The organism is Streptomyces pseudovenezuelae, assembly GCF_001513955.1.
Taxonomy (GTDB): Bacteria; Actinomycetota; Actinomycetes; order Streptomycetales; family Streptomycetaceae; genus Streptomyces; species Streptomyces pseudovenezuelae.
Window position 1 is genome coordinate 116,614 of record NZ_KQ948152.1, and the last position, 15,262, is coordinate 131,875.

Annotated in this window: 12 protein-coding genes; 10 read left to right on the forward strand and 2 right to left on the reverse strand. The window is 73.0% G+C overall.

The window, feature by feature from the left end; genetic code table 11:
* Positions 1 to 28: 28 nt before the first annotated feature.
* From AQI94_RS34860 to AQI94_RS34905, 10 genes are all read left to right on the forward strand, one after another.
* The gene (locus tag AQI94_RS34860; RefSeq protein ID WP_031045964.1) at positions 29 to 2,266 is read left to right on the forward strand and encodes a molybdopterin oxidoreductase family protein; all 2,238 of its coding nucleotides are present in this window, start codon (positions 29 to 31) and stop codon (positions 2,264 to 2,266) included.
* Positions 2,267 to 2,404: 138 nt separating this feature from the next.
* The gene (locus tag AQI94_RS34865) at positions 2,405 to 3,829 is read left to right on the forward strand and encodes a CitMHS family transporter (protein WP_031045961.1); all 1,425 of its coding nucleotides are present in this window, start codon (positions 2,405 to 2,407) and stop codon (positions 3,827 to 3,829) included.
* 33 nt (positions 3,830 to 3,862) lie between these two features.
* Positions 3,863 to 5,101: an MFS transporter gene (locus AQI94_RS34870; RefSeq protein WP_031045958.1), complete on the forward strand. Its 1,239-nt coding sequence runs from the start codon at positions 3,863 to 3,865 to the stop codon at positions 5,099 to 5,101.
* 102 nt (positions 5,102 to 5,203) lie between these two features.
* On the forward strand, positions 5,204 to 5,857 hold the full coding sequence (locus tag AQI94_RS34875; protein WP_031045955.1) for a hypothetical protein: 654 nt from the start codon (positions 5,204 to 5,206) through the stop codon (positions 5,855 to 5,857).
* A complete protein-coding gene (locus tag AQI94_RS34880) occupies positions 5,844 to 6,584 on the forward strand; it encodes a class F sortase (RefSeq protein ID WP_031045950.1) in 741 nt (246 codons plus the stop codon). The genes AQI94_RS34875 and AQI94_RS34880 overlap by 14 nt, the downstream gene beginning before the upstream one ends.
* A gap of 249 nt (positions 6,585 to 6,833) precedes the next feature.
* Positions 6,834 to 8,165, forward strand: coding sequence for an ABC transporter ATP-binding protein (locus AQI94_RS34885; RefSeq protein ID WP_031045947.1), 1,332 nt, complete (start codon positions 6,834 to 6,836; stop codon positions 8,163 to 8,165).
* A gap of 868 nt (positions 8,166 to 9,033) precedes the next feature.
* A complete protein-coding gene (locus tag AQI94_RS34890; protein ID WP_031054383.1) occupies positions 9,034 to 9,483 on the forward strand; it encodes a DUF3574 domain-containing protein in 450 nt (149 codons plus the stop codon).
* A gap of 103 nt (positions 9,484 to 9,586) precedes the next feature.
* Positions 9,587 to 10,975: an aldehyde dehydrogenase family protein gene (locus AQI94_RS34895; protein WP_062230108.1), complete on the forward strand. Its 1,389-nt coding sequence runs from the start codon at positions 9,587 to 9,589 to the stop codon at positions 10,973 to 10,975.
* 11 nt (positions 10,976 to 10,986) lie between these two features.
* Positions 10,987 to 12,066, forward strand: coding sequence for a Zn-dependent alcohol dehydrogenase (locus AQI94_RS34900; RefSeq protein WP_031050662.1), 1,080 nt, complete (start codon positions 10,987 to 10,989; stop codon positions 12,064 to 12,066).
* Positions 12,067 to 12,194: 128 nt separating this feature from the next.
* Entirely contained in the window at positions 12,195 to 13,523 is a 1,329-nt protein-coding gene (locus tag AQI94_RS34905) for an MFS transporter (protein WP_031050665.1), read from the forward strand.
* On the opposite strand, the gene AQI94_RS34910 is transcribed toward AQI94_RS34905, so the two are convergent.
* Positions 13,509 to 14,450, reverse strand: coding sequence for a DMT family transporter (locus tag AQI94_RS34910; protein WP_037943365.1), 942 nt, complete (start codon positions 14,448 to 14,450; stop codon positions 13,509 to 13,511). The genes AQI94_RS34905 and AQI94_RS34910 overlap by 15 nt on opposite strands.
* Positions 14,451 to 14,529: 79 nt before the next feature.
* Complete coding sequence (locus AQI94_RS34915) at positions 14,530 to 15,255, reverse strand: ArsR/SmtB family transcription factor (RefSeq protein WP_031050669.1); 726 nt, start codon at positions 15,253 to 15,255, stop codon at positions 14,530 to 14,532.
* Positions 15,256 to 15,262 lie beyond the last annotated feature (7 nt).

Sequence of the window (15,262 nt, forward strand, 5' to 3'; positions counted from 1 at the left end):
GACAGGCACCGCTGCCCCGGGAGGACCCGTGTCCCGCACCGCTCTGCGTATCTGCCCCCTGTGCGAGGCCACCTGTGGTCTGACGCTCACCGTCGAGGGGACCCGGGTCATCGGCGCCCGCGGCGACCGCGACGACGTGTTCAGCAAGGGGTTCATCTGCCCGAAGGGGGCCTCCTTCGGGGCCGTCGACGGCGACCCCGACCGGCTGCGCACGCCGCTCGTGCGACGCGACGGTGAGCTGCGCGAGGCCACCTGGGAGGAGGCCTTCGACGCGGTCGCCGCCGGCATCCGGGCGGTGGTCGACACGCACGGCGCGAACTCCGTCGGGGTCGTCCTCGGCAACCCCAACGTCCACACCATGGCCGGCGCCCTCTACCCGCCGGTCCTGCTCGCCGGACTCGGCACCCGCAGCGTCTTCACCGCCTCCACGGTCGACCAGATGCCCAAGCACGTCTCCAGCGGGCTGCTGTTCGGTGACGCCAACGCCATCCCCGTGCCCGACCTCGACCACACCGACCACCTGCTCCTCCTCGGCGCCAACCCCCTGGAGTCCAACGGGAGTCTGTGCACCGCACCCGACTTCCCCGGCAAGCTCAAGGCGCTCAAGGCCCGCGGCGGCACCCTCACCGTCGTCGACCCCCGGCGCACCCGGACCGCGAAGCTCGCCGACCGGCACATCGCCATCCGGCCCGGCACCGATGCCCTGCTGCTCGCGGCGATGACACACGTGCTCTTCGAGGAAGGGCTCGTGGACCCGGGGGAGCTGACCCCGCATCTCCAAGGGATCGACGAACTCCGGGAAGCCGTGAGGGACTTCACCCCGGACGCCGTCGCCGGCGCCTGTGACGTGGACGCCCCCGCCATCCGCGCCCTCGCCCGCGAACTCGCCGCCGCCCCCACCGCCGCCGTGTACGGCCGCATCGGCAGCTGCACCGTCCCGCACGGCACCCTCGCCAGCTGGCTCGTGGACGTGCTCAACATCCTCACCGGCAACCTCGACCGGCCCGGCGGCGCCCTCTTCCCGCAGGCCGCCACCGACCGGACACCCCGGCCCGCGGGACCCAGCCACGGGTTCGCGCTCGGGCGCTGGCACTCCCGGGTGAGCCGGCACCCCGAGGCCAAGGGCGAGCTGCCGCTCTCCGCGCTCGCCGAGGAGATCGACACCGCGACCGAGGAGGGCGAGCCGATCCGGGCGGTCATCGCCGTCGCCGCCAACCCCGTGCTGTCCGCCCCGGACGGCGACCGGCTCGACAAGGCCCTCGGCTCGCTCGACTTCATGGTCAGCGTGGACCCGTATCTCAACGAGACCTCGCGCCACGCCCACGTCGTGCTGCCGCCGCCCCCGCCCTCCCAGAGCCCGCACCACGACTTCGCCTTCAACACCCTCGCCGTGCGCAACCAGGTCCGCTACACCCGCCCCGCCGTCCCGCTGGAGCCCGGCCGGATGGCGGAGACGGAGATCCTCGCCCGGCTGGTCCTCGCCGCGACCGGCATGCACGGCGCCGACCCCTCCGCGGTGGACGACCTGGTCATCGGCCAGACCCTCGGCAAGGCCGTCAAGGAGACCCACTCGCCCGTGCACGGCCGCGAGCCGCACGAGCTGGCGGCACTCCTGGAGGGCGACACCGGCCCCGAGCGGCGGCTCGACATGATGCTGCGCCTCGGCCCCTACGGCGACGGCTTCGGCGTACGCCCGGACGGGCTGAGCCTGACCAGGCTGCTCGCGCATCCGCACGGGATCGACCTCGGACCGCTCAAGTCCCGGCTGCCGCAGCCGCTGAAGACCAGGAGCGGCAAGGTCGAGCTGCTGCCGCGGCCGATCGCGGACGACCTGCCCCGGCTGCGGGAGGCCCTGCGGCACCGGACCGACGGGCTCGTCCTCATCGGCCGCCGGCATCTGCGTTCCAACAACAGCTGGATGCACAACGTCCCCGCCCTCACCGGCGGCACCAACCGCTGCACCCTGCACATCCACCCCGAGGACGCCGAACGGCTCGGTCTGCGGGACGGGGGCGCGGTGCGGATCAAGGGCGCCGGGGGAGAGGTGGTCACCGAGGCCGAGCTCACCGACGGTGTGCGCCCCGGCGTGGTCAGCCTGCCGCACGGCTGGGGCCACGACCGGCCCGGGACCCGGCTCGGCCACGCCGCCAAGGACCCGGGCGTCAACGTCAACCAGCTCCTCGACGGCAGCCTGCTCGACCCGCTCTCGGGCAACGCGGTCCTCAACGGCGTACCCGTAAAACTGGCCGCCGTAGCGACGCTGTGAGCAGCGCAAAGCTGTGACCAGCAGTTTTGCGCTTATTGCTCGCATGTCAACGTCTTGTTAACGCCACTTGACGGGTCCTAACGTCAACGCACTGCCGACTCCGGTGGGAGTTCAAGGGCGAACGTTAGGTATCCACTCATGTTGACCATCCTCGGCTTCGCCATGATCGCGACCTTCCTGGTCCTGATCATGATGAAGAAGATGTCGCCGATCGCGGCGCTCGTACTGATCCCGGCCCTGTTCTGCGTCTTCGTCGGGAAGGGCGCCAAGCTCGGTGACTACGTCATCGACGGCGTCACCAGCCTCGCCCCCACCGCGGCGATGCTCATGTTCGCGATCGTCTACTTCGGTGTGATGATCGACGTCGGCCTCTTCGACCCGGTCGTGCGCGGGATCCTGAAGTTCGCGAAGGCCGACCCGATGCGGATCGTCGTCGGTACGGCGATCCTCGCCGCGATCGTCTCGCTGGACGGCGACGGCTCGACCACCTTCATGATCACCGTCTCGGCGATGTACCCGCTGTACAAGCGCCTGAAGATGAGCCTGGTCGTGATGACCGGTGTCGCCGCGATGGCCAACGGCGTGATGAACACCCTGCCCTGGGGCGGCCCGACGGCCCGCGCGGCCACCGCGCTGAAGCTCGACGCCAGCGACATCTTCGTCCCGATGATCCCGGCCCTGGCCGTCGGCCTGCTGGGCGTCTTCGTCCTCTCGTACGTCCTCGGCATGCGCGAGCGCAAGCGGCTGGGCGTGCTCACGCTGGACCAGATCCTGGTGGAGGAGAAGGTCGAGGAGACCGAGACGGTGCTCGTGGGCGCCGGCGGCTCCGGCACCGGCGACTCGAAGGCCCCCGTGGCCACCGGCGGCTCCGGCTCCGGCACCGACGCCGAGGCCGAGGACGAGGCCGGCGACGCGGAGCGCTTCCAGGTCCTCGACCCGAACCGCGCCACTCTGCGTCCCAAGCTCTACTGGTTCAACGCGCTGCTCACGCTCACCCTGCTCACCGCCATGATCATGGAGTGGCTGCCGATCCCGGTGCTGTTCCTGATCGGCGCCGCGCTCGCGCTCACCGTGAACTTCCCGCACATCCCCGACCAGAAGGCCCGCCTGGCCGCCCACGCCGACAACGTCCTCAACGTCTCCGGCATGGTCTTCGCCGCCGCCGTCTTCACCGGCGTCCTCCAGGGCACCGGCATGGTCGACCACATGGCCCGCTGGATGGTGGACGTCATCCCCGAGGGCATGGGCCCGCACATGGCCCTCGTCACCGGCGTCCTGAGCCTCCCGCTCACCTACTTCATGTCCAACGACGGCTTCTACTTCGGCGTCCTGCCGGTCCTCGCCGAGGCCGGCGCGGCACACGGTGTGACCCCGCTGGAGATGGCCCGCGCCTCGCTCGTCGGCCAGCCGCTGCACATGTCGAGCCCGCTCGTCCCGGCCGTGTACGTCCTGGTCGGCATGGCCAAGGTGGAGTTCGGCGACCACACCAAGTTCGTGGTCAAGTGGGCAGCGCTCACATGCCTGTTGATCCTCGGGGCAGGAATCCTCTTCGGAATCATCTGATCCGCTTCTTTCCCGTCCATGGAGGACTCGATCATGGCGCCCGGTGGGAACCGCGGCTGGCTGCTCCGCCTCGTCATCGCCTTCAGCTTCGCGCAGGGGGCGGTGTCGATGGCCCGGCCCGCCGTCTCCTACCGGGCCCTCGCGCTGGGCGCGGACGAGCGGGCGATCGGTGTCATCGCCGGTGTGTACGCGCTGCTGCCGCTCTTCGCCGCCGTACCGCTGGGCCGCCGTACGGACCACGGGCGGTGCGCGCCGCTGCTGCCGGTCGGCGTGGTGCTGATATCCGGCGGCTGCGCGCTCAGCGGCATCGCGGGCTCCCTGTGGGCCATGGCGGTCTGGAGCGGGGTGATGGGCCTCGGCCACCTCTGCTTCGTCATCGGGGCCCAGTCCCTCGTCGCCCGCCAGTCCGCCCCGCACGAACAGGACCGCAACTTCAGCCACTTCACCATCGGCGCCTCCCTCGGCCAGCTGGTCGGCCCGATCGCGGCGGGCGCGCTGATCGGCGGCTCCGACCGGGCGGGCACCAGTGCGCTCGCGCTGCTCGTCTCGGGTGCCGGGGCGGCGGTCGCGTGCACCTCGCTGTGGCGCATCGAGCATCCGGACACGGCGGCCAAGTCCCGTACCGGGCAGGGCGATCGGGTGCCCGTCGGGCGCATCCTGAAGTCCCGGGGCGTGCCCGGGGGCATCTTCGTGAGCCTGTCCGTACTGTCCGCGACGGACATCCTCACCGCGTACCTCCCGGTGGTCGGCGAGCACCGGGGCATCGCCCCCTCGGTGATCGGCCTGCTGCTGAGCCTGCGCGCGGCCGCCACGATCGCCTGCCGTCTGGTGCTGACTCCGCTGCTACGGCTGCTGGGGCGCGCGTTGCTCCTGACCGTGACGTGTCTGCTGGCGGCCGTGCTGTGCGCGGGCATCGCGCTGCCGGTCCCGGTGTGGGCGCTGGCCGTCATGCTCGCGGTGCTCGGCTTCTGCCTGGGCGTGGGACAGCCGCTGTCCATGACCACGGTCGTCCAGGCCGCCCCCGACGGCGCCCGTTCCACCGCGCTCGCCCTGCGGCTGACCGGCAACCGCCTCGGCCAGGTCGCCGCACCGGCCGCCGCGGGTCTGGTCGCCGGAGTGGCGGGGGTGGCCGCGCCGTTCGTGATGCTCGGGACGCTGTTGCTGCTGTCGGCCGGGGTGGCGCTGCGGTCGCCGGGACGGTCCGAAGGGGCCGGGCTGGCCGCGGGAAAGCGGCCGAGGCGCCCGGGATTGCGCCGCACGAGCGATATCTGACGGCGCGCCGGGCGTCGATGCGGTCCACCGTCGCGCGCATGACGGAGAGTGCTGCCGAAAGAGCGATTTGTATGGAAATCGTCTGAATTCGGAGGAGCGCGCATGCCCACCCTGACACTCCCACGTACCTTCCGCGTCCGAGCGGGCGCCACGGTCGTCCTCACCGCCCTCGCCGCGGCCGGCGCGTCGTGGGTGGCGGCGCCGACGGCGTCGGCCGCGGGCGAGAACGGCGACATCAGGATCCATCACGTGGGCGTGCCTTTCGGCGTCTCCAAGGATGATCCCCGGGTCTGCAAGTTCTACCTGGACGCCGTCAACTTCGACGTCCTCACCACCATCGCCTACACCATCACGCCCCAGCCCCCGCTGCCCACCGCCGCCACCGTCGCGGGCACCATCCAGCTCGCGGGCGGCGCGGGGCACACCGACCCGCTGGGGGTCGCGGACGGACAGTACAAGATCACCTGGATCGTGGCGGGCGCCCCCAAGGAGAAGGTCTTCCGCGTCAACTGCCATGACGGCAAGCGCGACGCGGAGCGCCGGCCGGGCGACCAGATCGAGGACCAGCGCGAGGGCGGCGGCTGGAGCAAGGACTCCAACGGCCCGAAGGGCGGCGTGCACGCGGGCGGCGGCGGTCTCGTCGACACCGCGGCAGCCTTCGCGCCGGTGACCGCCGCGGGTGCGGTCGGCCTGGTGGCGGTCGGCGGTGTCGCGTACTTCCGGATGAACCGCCGTCGGCCCAATGGCGCCGCGTAGGCGCAGACGCAGGCCCTGGTACCGGACCCGCGCCTACCGCCTCACCAGGACGGCCCTGCTCACGGTCGTCCTGGTGACGGTGGGGGTCCGGTGTACGGGTGAGGACACGTCGACAGCGCCGGACGGGCCCGACGGTCCGGACACCGTGGCGGCCGCCGGCCCGGAGGCGGAGCCGGCCGGTGAGCCGGCTCCCGACGCCCGCCCCGCACCCACCCGCAGGCCTCCGCCCCGCCCGCTGTCCCGGTCGCGGCCGACGACCTTCCGCATCCCGTCCCTGGGCATCGACGCCCCGGTCATGGGCCTGGGGCTCAGCAAGGGCCGGGAGTTGTCGACACCGCCGGTCGACAAGCCGAAGCTCGTGGGCTGGTACCGGGGCGGACCCACACCCGGCGAGTCCGGAACGGCGATCGCCGTCGGCCACCGCGACACCAAGACCGGCCCCGCGGTCTTCGCCGCGCTCGCCCAGGTGAAGCCCGGCAAACTGATCGAGGCGGGACGCGCGGACGGCCGTATCGCCGTCTACACGGTGGACCGGGTGAAGGTCTTCGACAAGTCGGGCTTCCCCGACAAGGAGGTCTACGGCCCGGTCCGGCGCCCGGAACTGCGCGTGATCACCTGCGGGGGACTCTTCACCCGGCGGACGGGCTACACCAGCAACGTCGTCGTCTTCGCCCACCTCACCCAGACCCGCGAGCCCCGGCCGCCGAAGAGCGCGACGGTGAGCTGAGGGCGGTACGGCGCGCCGCGGAGCGGGCCGGTGCCGCGGAGCGGGCCGGTGTGGCGCGGAGCCGGCCGGCGTGCTGAATCCGGGCGTCCGTTATCTCGCAGGCTGGACCGGAGCGCCCGATCCGGCCCAGTCTCTTCCCCCGACCGCGTGCATTCCGTTAACTTCCGTGACTCACAGCCCCGTACGACCCGCACGGGGTCACTCCACCGCGGAGCACCAGCGCCTGATCCAGCCCTCGGGGGCACCCTCATGACACGCGCCATATCTCTGCACCACGTGAGCAAGACCTACACCCGGGGCGTCCGGGTGGTGGACCGGCTCTCGCTGGACATCGCGCCCGGCGAGTTCCTCGTCCTGCTCGGCCCCTCCGGCTGCGGAAAGTCCACCGTGCTCAGGATGATCGCCGGGCTGGAGGAGATCACCGAGGGCGAGCTCAGGCTCGACGGCGAGTACGCCAACGACCTGCTGCCCGCCGAGCGGCGGATGGCGATGGTGTTCCAGAACTTCGCCCTCTATCCGAACATGACCAGCCGGGGGAACATCGGCTTCCCGCTGCGCATCGAGGCCCCCGACGAGGACCCCCGCGCCCGCGTGGACGCCACCGCCCGCATGCTGGGCATCGAGGACGTCCTCGACCGCTACCCGGCCCAGCTCTCGGGTGGCGAACGCCAGCGCGTGGCGATGGGCCGGGCCATCTCCCGCCACCCCTCCGCCTTCCTCATGGACGAGCCGCTGTCCAACCTCGACGCCAAGCTCCGCAACCATCTGCGCGCCGAAATAGCCGGACTCACCAGGGAGTTGGGCGTCACCACGGTCTACGTCACCCACGACCAGGCCGAGGCCATGTCGCTCGGCGACCGGGTGGCCGTGCTGCGCGGCGGAGTCCTCCAGCAGGTCGGCACCCCGCGCTCGGTGTACGCGCTGCCCCGCAACGTCTTCGTCGCGGCCTTCATCGGCACCCCGCGCATCAACCTGCTGCGCGGGTTGGTCCGGGCCCCGCTGGACGGCGCGATGACCATCAGCCTCGGCAAGCAGTACCTGCGGCTGCCCGAACCCCTCTCCCTGGACCACCAGTTGCTCCGCGTGCAGCAGGGGCGCGAGGTGATCGTGGGCCTGCGTTCGGAGGCGGTCCGCATCGCCAAGCGGACCTCGGCCCGCCCGGGGGAGATGCCGATCACCGGCCTGGTGGAGCATGTGGAGTTCCAGGGCCACGAGGTCCTCGTGCACTTCGACACCGGCTCCCGGCCCGCCCTTGTCCCCGATCTGGAGGCTCCGCGTGCCGCCCCGCGCCAGCCCCGGCGCCGCCGCCGCGACGGCACGGTCCTGGACCGTCTGAGAGAGCGCGCCGTCTCCCTCCGCGCGGGCCCCGTCGTGGTCCTGGAGGACCCCCCGGACCCCGCACCCGCTCCCGCCGACGCCCGCCTCCCCGGCGACCTCGTCGTCCGCACCACCCCGGACATCGACCTGCGCCGCGGCATGCAGGTGCCCCTCCTCGTCGACATCTCCCACCTCTTCGTCTTCGACCAGCACGGCGAACGCATCTGCCCGTCCCCGGACCGGCTCCCGGACCTTGACGAGTGAGGAGGGCGGGGGCACGGCGGAGGCCGCCACATCTGTCCGGCGCCCCGCCAAGCCCGCCACCGGCGCGCCCGCCGCCCCGCTGCCCGCGCGGCCTCAGGCTGGCGCCGCCCCGACCCCCGCGCCGTACCCTCGGCCGGCCCCGCCCGACCCCCCTGTTGGAGTGAACCCAGAGCACGGCACCCGATCCGCCCCGCAGCCCCACCGGCCGCGCGCCCGCCGTCCCGCTGCCGCCCGGCCTCAGACCGGTTCCCCGTGGCGCCGCCCCGATCCCAGCACGGCACCCGATCCGGCCCGCAGTCCCGCCACCGGTGCGCCCGCTGCCGCGCGGCCTCAGGCCGGCGCCGCCCCGACCCCCGCGCCCGTACCCTCCGCTGGCCCCCGCCCCGCCTCCCTGACGGAGTGACTCCAGAGCACGGCACCCGATCCGCCCCGCAGCCCCACCGGCCGCGCGCCCGCCGTCCCGCTGCCGCCCGGCCTCGGGCCTGCTCCCCGTGGCGCCGCCCCGATCCCAGCACGGCACCCGATCCGGCCCGCAGTCCCGCCACCGGTGCGCCCGCTGCCCCGCGCGGCTTCAGGCCGGCTTCGCCCCGGCGCCGCCCCGCCCCGGCCCCGCGCCCGTACCCTCGGCCGGCCCCCACCCCGCCTCCCGGATGGAGTGACCCCAGAGCACGGCACCCGATCCGCCCCGCAGCCCCACCGGCCGTGCACCCGCCGTCCTGCTGCCGCCCGGCCTCAGGCCGGTTCCCCCCGGCGCCGCCCCGACCCCCGCACCCGTACCCTCCGCCGGCCCCCACCCCACCTCCCTGATGGAGTGACCCCAGAGCACGGCACCCGGACTGCACCGTGCTCACCCGCTAGGCAAGTGCGCATGATCATGCACCTCACCCGGACCAGAGCCCTCCTCGCCGGTGCCGCGCTGCTGCTCGCCGGCGTGCCCACCGCCTGCGCCACCCTCGCCGAGGCCGACTCCGCGGCGCCGGAGCGCGGGGCGTCGTACATCGAGACGCAGCTTTTCTTCGGTACCGCGCGGCCCGACGGCGGAGCGGCCGTTACCGACCGGCAGTTCATGGCCTTCGTCGACAGGGAGGTCACCCCCGGCTTCCCGGCCGGGCTCACCGTGCAGAGCGGGCGCGGGCAGTGGCGGGACGTGGGCGGGAGGATCGAGAAGGAGCGGTCGTACGAGCTGATCCTGCTCTACCCGGTGGGGCAGGCGCCCGCGAGCGACCGGAAGATCGAGGAGATCCGGCGGGCGTACGAGAAGGAGTTCGGGCAGGAGGCCGTGGCTCGGGTGGACGAGCGGGCCCGCGTCGACTTCTGATGTCCGTGCGGAGTCCGGTCCCGCTCTGGCGCGAAAAAACTATCGTCGCTAGTTTATGAGGCCGGACGACAGCACGTCACGGCCCAGCCCGGAAGGACGCACCATGAAGGCGCACGACGGCATGTACATCGAGGGTGAGTGGCGCCCGGCCACCGGCCCGGACGTGATCGAGGTCGTGAACCCGGCCGACGAGCAGGTCATCGCGCGGGTCCCGGCCGGCACCGCCGAGGACGTCGACCTCGCGGTACGGGCCGCCCGGGCCGCCCTCCCGGCCTGGGCCGCGACCGCTCCGGCCGAGCGGGCCGCCCGCCTGGCCGCCCTGCGGGACGTCCTCGCCGCCCGCAAGGACGAGATCGCCGAGACGGTCACCGCCGAGCTCGGCTCGCCCCTGAAGTTCTCGCAGAACGTCCACGCCGCCGTCCCCGTCGCGGTCGCCGCCTCCTACGCCGAGCTCGCCGCGACGCACCCCTTCGAGGAGAAGGCCGGCAACTCCACCATCCACCAGGAGCCGATTGGCGTCGTCGCCGCGATCACGCCCTGGAACTACCCGCTCCACCAGATCGTCGCCAAGGTCGCCCCGGCCCTCGCCGCGGGCTGCACGGTCGTCCTCAAGCCCGCCGAGGACACCCCGCTGGTGGCCCAGCTCTTCGCCGAGGCGGTCCACGAGGCGGGCGTCCCGGCCGGCGTCTTCAACCTGGTCACCGGACTCGGCCCGGTCGCGGGTCAGGCACTGGTCGAGCACCCGGACGTCGACCTGGTGTCCTTCACCGGCTCCACCGCGGTCGGCCGGCGGATCGGCGCGAGTGCCGGTGCCGCACTCAAGAAGGTCGCCCTGGAGCTGGGCGGCAAGTCCGCCAACGTCATCCTGCCGAGCGCCGACCTCGCCAAGGCGGTCAACGTCGGCGTCGCCAACGTGATGTCCAACTCCGGCCAGACGTGCAGCGCCTGGACCCGGATGCTCGTCCACCGCGACCAGTACGACGAGGCCGTCGAGCTCGCCGCCGCGGCCGCCGAGAAGTACGGCGAGCGCATCGGGCCCGTCGTCAACGCCAAGCAGCAGGCGCGGGTGCGCGGTTACATCGAGAAGGGCGTGGCGGAGGGGGCCCGGCTGGTCGCCGGTGGCCCCGAATCCCCGCGCGAGCAGGGATACTTCGTCGCCCCGACCGTCTTCGCCGACGTCACCCCCGACATGACGATCGCGCAGGAGGAGATCTTCGGCCCGGTCCTGTCCGTCCTGCGCTACGAGGACGAGGAGGACGCCCTGCGCATCGCCAACGGCACGGTCTACGGCCTCGCGGGCGCCGTCTGGGCCGGCGACGAGTCGGAGGCGGTGGCCTTCGCCCGCCGGATGGACACCGGGCAGGTCGACATCAACGGCGGCCGCTTCAACCCCCTTGCCCCCTTCGGCGGTTACAAGCAGTCCGGCGTCGGCCGCGAGCTCGGCTCGCACGGTCTCGCCGAATACCTCCAGACCAAGTCCCTCCAGTTCTGAGGAGCCGTCCCGTGGTTCGTGCCGCCGTCCTTCCCGCCGTGGGCGCTCCCCTGGAGGTCACCGACATCGACCTGCCGGACCCCGGCGCCGGCCAGGTCCGGGTGCGTCTCGCCGCCGCCGGGGTCTGCCACTCCGACCTGTCCCTGTCCGACGGCACCATGCGCGTCCCCGTCCCGGCCGTCCTCGGGCACGAGGGTGCGGGCACCGTGGTCGCCGTGGGGGAGGGTGTCACCGGGGTGGCGCCCGGTGCCGAGGTCGTCCTCAACTGGGCTCCCTCCTGCGGAAGGTGCCATGCCTGCTCGCTCGGCGAGGTCTGGCTGTGCGCCAACGCCCTGAGCGGCGCCGCCGAGGTCTACGCCCGCACCGCGGCCGGCACCGACCTCCACCCCGGCCTGAACGTCGCCGCGTTCGCTGAGGAGACGGTCGTGCCTCAGTCCTGTCTGCTGCCCCTGCCCGCCGGCATCCCGCTCACCGACGCGGCCCTGCTGGGCTGCGCGGTCCTGACCGGTTACGGCGCCGTCCACCACTCGGCGCGGGTCCGGGCGGGCGAGACGGTCGCGGTCCACGGCGTCGGAGGTGTGGGCCTGGCCGCGCTCCAGGCGGCCCGGATCGCGGGCGCGTCGAAGATCGTCGCGGTCGATGTCTCCCCGGAGAAGGAGGAGTTGGCGCGCGCCGCCGGGGCCACCGACTACGTGATCGCCTCCGACACCACCGCCCGCGAGATCCGGGGCCTGACCGGCAAGCAGGGCGTCGACGTCGCCGTCGAGTGCGTCGGCCGCGCGTCGACCATCCGCGCGGCCTGGGACTCCACCCGCCGCGGCGGCCGTACGACGGTCGTCGGCATCGGCGGCAAGGACCAGCAGGTCACCTTCAACGCCCTGGAGATCTTCCACTGGGGCCGCACCCTCGCGGGCTGTGTCTACGGCAACTCCGACCCCGCCGAGGACCTGCCCGTGCTCGCCGAGCACGTCCGGGCGGGCCGCCTCGACCTCGGGATGCTGGTGACCGAGCGGATCGCGCTGGACGGCATCCCGGCCGCCTTCGACAACATGCTGGCGGGCAAGGGCGGCAGGGCCCTGGTGGTGTTCTGACCGACGGTCGCCCGGAGCCCCGTCCCGGGTGCTCCGGGCAACCTTCCCGCACAACCGTTGACCCCATACCGTCCGGTCAGTATGTTCAGCCGCCAACGTCCCCACGCACCCACCGGAGTGTGCACCGCATGGACACGGCCCCTTCCGCTCACCCCACGTCCGTAGCCGCGCCGGCGTCTCCCCAGCGCCGTCGCGTCGCCACCGCCGCCGCCCTCGCCTCCGCCGTCGAGTGGTACGACTACTTCGTCTTCGGCATAGCCGCCGCCCTCGTCCTCGGTGATCTGTACTTCCCCGCGGGCAGCTCCTCCGCCGGCGTCCTCGCCGCGTTCGCCACCTTCGCCGTCGGTTTCCTGGCCCGCCCGATCGGTGGCATCGTCGCCGGTCAGATCGGCGACAAGCGCGGCCGCAAGCCCATGCTGGTCCTCGCCCTCACCCTCATGGGCCTCGCCACCACCGGCATCGGCCTGCTGCCGACGTACGACACGATCGGCGTCGCCGCCCCGATCCTGCTCGTGCTCCTGCGCGTGGTCCAGGGCGTCGCGGTCGGCGCGCAGTGGGGCGGCGCGATGCTGCTGGCCACCGAGTACGCCCCCGAGGGCAAGCGCGGCCTGTACGGCAGTGTCGTCCAACTCGGCGTCCCCATCGGGGTGGTGACCGCCAACACGGTCTTCCTGCTGGCCGGGGCGTTCACCACGGACAGCCAATTCGCGGCCTGGGGCTGGCGCATCCCGTTCCTCATCGGTCTGTTCGTCCTCGCGCTCGCCTGGTACATCCACGCCAAGGTCGAGGAGACCCCCGAATTCCGCCAGGCGGAGCGGGAGCTGGCCGAGCAGGAGAAGACCGCGCAGACCTCCCCGCTGCGCACGGTCCTGCGCCACCACCTCGGCACGGTCCTGCTCGCGGGCGGCTCCTTCGCCGTGAACACCGCGACCTTCTACATCCTGATCACCGGCGTCCTCGACTACACCACCCGCGAACTCGGCATGAAGCGCAGTGCGGTTCTCACCGTCTCGCTCTGCATCAGCCTCACCCAGCTGGTGCTGATCCCGGCCGCCGCCGCCCTCTCCGACCGCCTCGGCCGCATCAGGATCTACGCCCTCGGCGCGGTCGGCATCGCCTTGTGGGCGGTCCCGATGTTCCTGCTCATCGACACCGGGTCGCTGCTGTGGCTGGCGGTCGCCACGTTCGTCGCCGGATGCTTCCTGAGCATCATGTACGGCCCCCAGGCCGCCCTGTTCGCCGAGCTGTTCACGCCCGAGATGCGGTACACGGGAGCGTCTCTCGGCTACCAGATCGCCGCCGTGCTCGGCGGTGGGCTCGCGCCCTTCCTGATGGTGCTGCTGCTGGAGGCCACCGGGACCTCGATGGCGGTGTCCGGGTACATCATCGTGCTCTCGGTGATCGCGCTGCTGTGCATCAAGGTGCTCGCGGGCAGGGCGCGTTCACGCGGGGTCTGACGCCTTCTCGGGCCGCGGTCCCGGTGCCGTCACCGGGGCCGCGGCCGCCCGCGCGCCGGAACGGGACCGGGACACCGCCACGCCCGCCAGGCACAGCGCCCCGCCCGCGAGCGTGAACAGGCCCGGGACCTCGCCGAGCGCCAGCCACGACATCAGGACGACCAGGGCGGGCACCGCGTAGGTGGTCGCGCCCATGCGGCCGGCGGTCGTACGGGCGAGGGCGTAGGCCCAGGTGGTGAAGGCCAGAGCGGTCGGGAACACGCCCAGGTAGACCATGTTGAGGGTCGCCGAGGCGGGTGCGTCGGCCGCGTCCGACACCAGCTGACCGGCGAACGGCAGGCAGACGACGGCGCCCGTGAGGCAGCCGAACGTCGTCACCTGCAGCGGGGTCGCCGAGCCCAGGGCCGGCTTCTGGGCGACGACTCCGCCGGCGTAGGCGATCGCCGCGAGCAGACACAGGACCACGCCGAGCACCGAGGAGCCGCCGTCGTCCGACATCGACAGGCCGACGGTGACCGCGCCCGCGAAGGACACCGCCATGCCCGCCAGCAGGCGGGGCGGCAACGCGTCCTTGAGCAGGCGGGCGCCGAGCAGGGCGATCAGGATCGGGCCGATGTTCACGACCAGCGCCGCGGTGCCCGCGTCCACCTGCTGTTCGCCCCAGTTCAGGACGACCATGTAGAAGCCGAACCAGAGGACGCCCGAGATCGCGATGCCGCGCCACGCGGAGCGCGGGGGGAGCCCTTCCCGGCGTATCAGACAGATCACGGCCAGGGCGAGGGCGCCGGAGAGCAGGCGGCCGAGGGCCAGCGCGCCGGGGGAGTAGGCGGCGCCCGCGCTGCGGATGGAGACGAAGGCCGAGGCCCAGAGGATGACGGTGACGGTGGCTGCGCCGGCTGCGAGGAGTTCGGTGCGGCGGTGGTTCATCATGCTCCTGAGGTTAGGGAAGGGGGAGCGCGGAAGCTCGCGGATTTCGGACGGCTGGGCAGCGGTCCGCGGAGGGTGTTCAGCGCAACGCCGCCCCGTCGATGCCCAGCAGCTCCGCCAGGGCCCGTTCGCCCGTCCCCGTCACCTTCACGGCGCGCTCCGAACCGATGCGTACGCACCAGCCCTCGGCGAGCGCGTGGCGGCACAGGGCCGCTCCCGCGACCCCCGCCAGGTGCGGGCGGCGCTCCGTCCAGTCGAGGCAGCCCCGGGCCAGGGGGCGGCGGCCCTTGCGGTCGAGCGGGATGCCCACGTCCTGGAACCAGGCCAGGCCCGCGTCCGTGAGGGCGAAACCGGTGTCCTGGCGCAGCAGCCGACGCGAGGTCAGGGCGTCGGTCAGGGCGATGCCGAGGCGGCCCGCGAAATGGTCGTAGCAGGTGCGGCCCCGGGCCATCGCCGAGCCGGCGCTCGACTCCCGCAGACTGCGCGGGCGCGGGACCGCGTCCGGGTCCGGGGAGACCTGCGCCGCCAGGTCCTCCACCAGGTGGGCCACCCTCGCGTCGGCCAGTCGTACGTACCGGTGACGGCCCTGGCGCTCCTCCGTCAGCAGACCGCCCGCGACCAGCTTGCCCAGGTGCTCGCTCAGGGTGGAGGCGGCGACCCCCGCATGGCGGGCCAGCTCACCCGCGGTCCAGGCCCGGCCGTCGAGCAGGGCCAGCAGACAGGCGGCCCGGGTCTCGTCGGCGAACAGGGCGGCGAGCCTCGCCAGCCGGGGTGCCTGCGGGTCCTTGGTCATGGGTCCCAGCATGCGCCGC

Coding starts and splice junctions, on each gene's coding strand:
- AQI94_RS34865 (WP_031045961.1), top strand. CDS start 2,405: ATGTTGACCATCCTCGGCTTCGCCATGATCGCGACCTTCCTGGTCCTG.
- AQI94_RS34870 (WP_031045958.1), top strand. CDS start 3,863: ATGGCGCCCGGTGGGAACCGCGGCTGGCTGCTCCGCCTCGTCATCGCC.
- AQI94_RS34875 (WP_031045955.1), top strand. CDS start 5,204: ATGCCCACCCTGACACTCCCACGTACCTTCCGCGTCCGAGCGGGCGCC.
- AQI94_RS34880 (WP_031045950.1), top strand. CDS start 5,844: ATGGCGCCGCGTAGGCGCAGACGCAGGCCCTGGTACCGGACCCGCGCC.
- AQI94_RS34885 (WP_031045947.1), top strand. CDS start 6,834: ATGACACGCGCCATATCTCTGCACCACGTGAGCAAGACCTACACCCGG.
- AQI94_RS34890 (WP_031054383.1), top strand. CDS start 9,034: ATGATCATGCACCTCACCCGGACCAGAGCCCTCCTCGCCGGTGCCGCG.
- AQI94_RS34895 (WP_062230108.1), top strand. CDS start 9,587: ATGAAGGCGCACGACGGCATGTACATCGAGGGTGAGTGGCGCCCGGCC.
- AQI94_RS34905 (WP_031050665.1), top strand. CDS start 12,195: ATGGACACGGCCCCTTCCGCTCACCCCACGTCCGTAGCCGCGCCGGCG.
- AQI94_RS34910 (WP_037943365.1), bottom strand. CDS start 14,450: ATGAACCACCGCCGCACCGAACTCCTCGCAGCCGGCGCAGCCACCGTC.
- AQI94_RS34915 (WP_031050669.1), bottom strand. CDS start 15,255: ATGCTGGGACCCATGACCAAGGACCCGCAGGCACCCCGGCTGGCGAGG.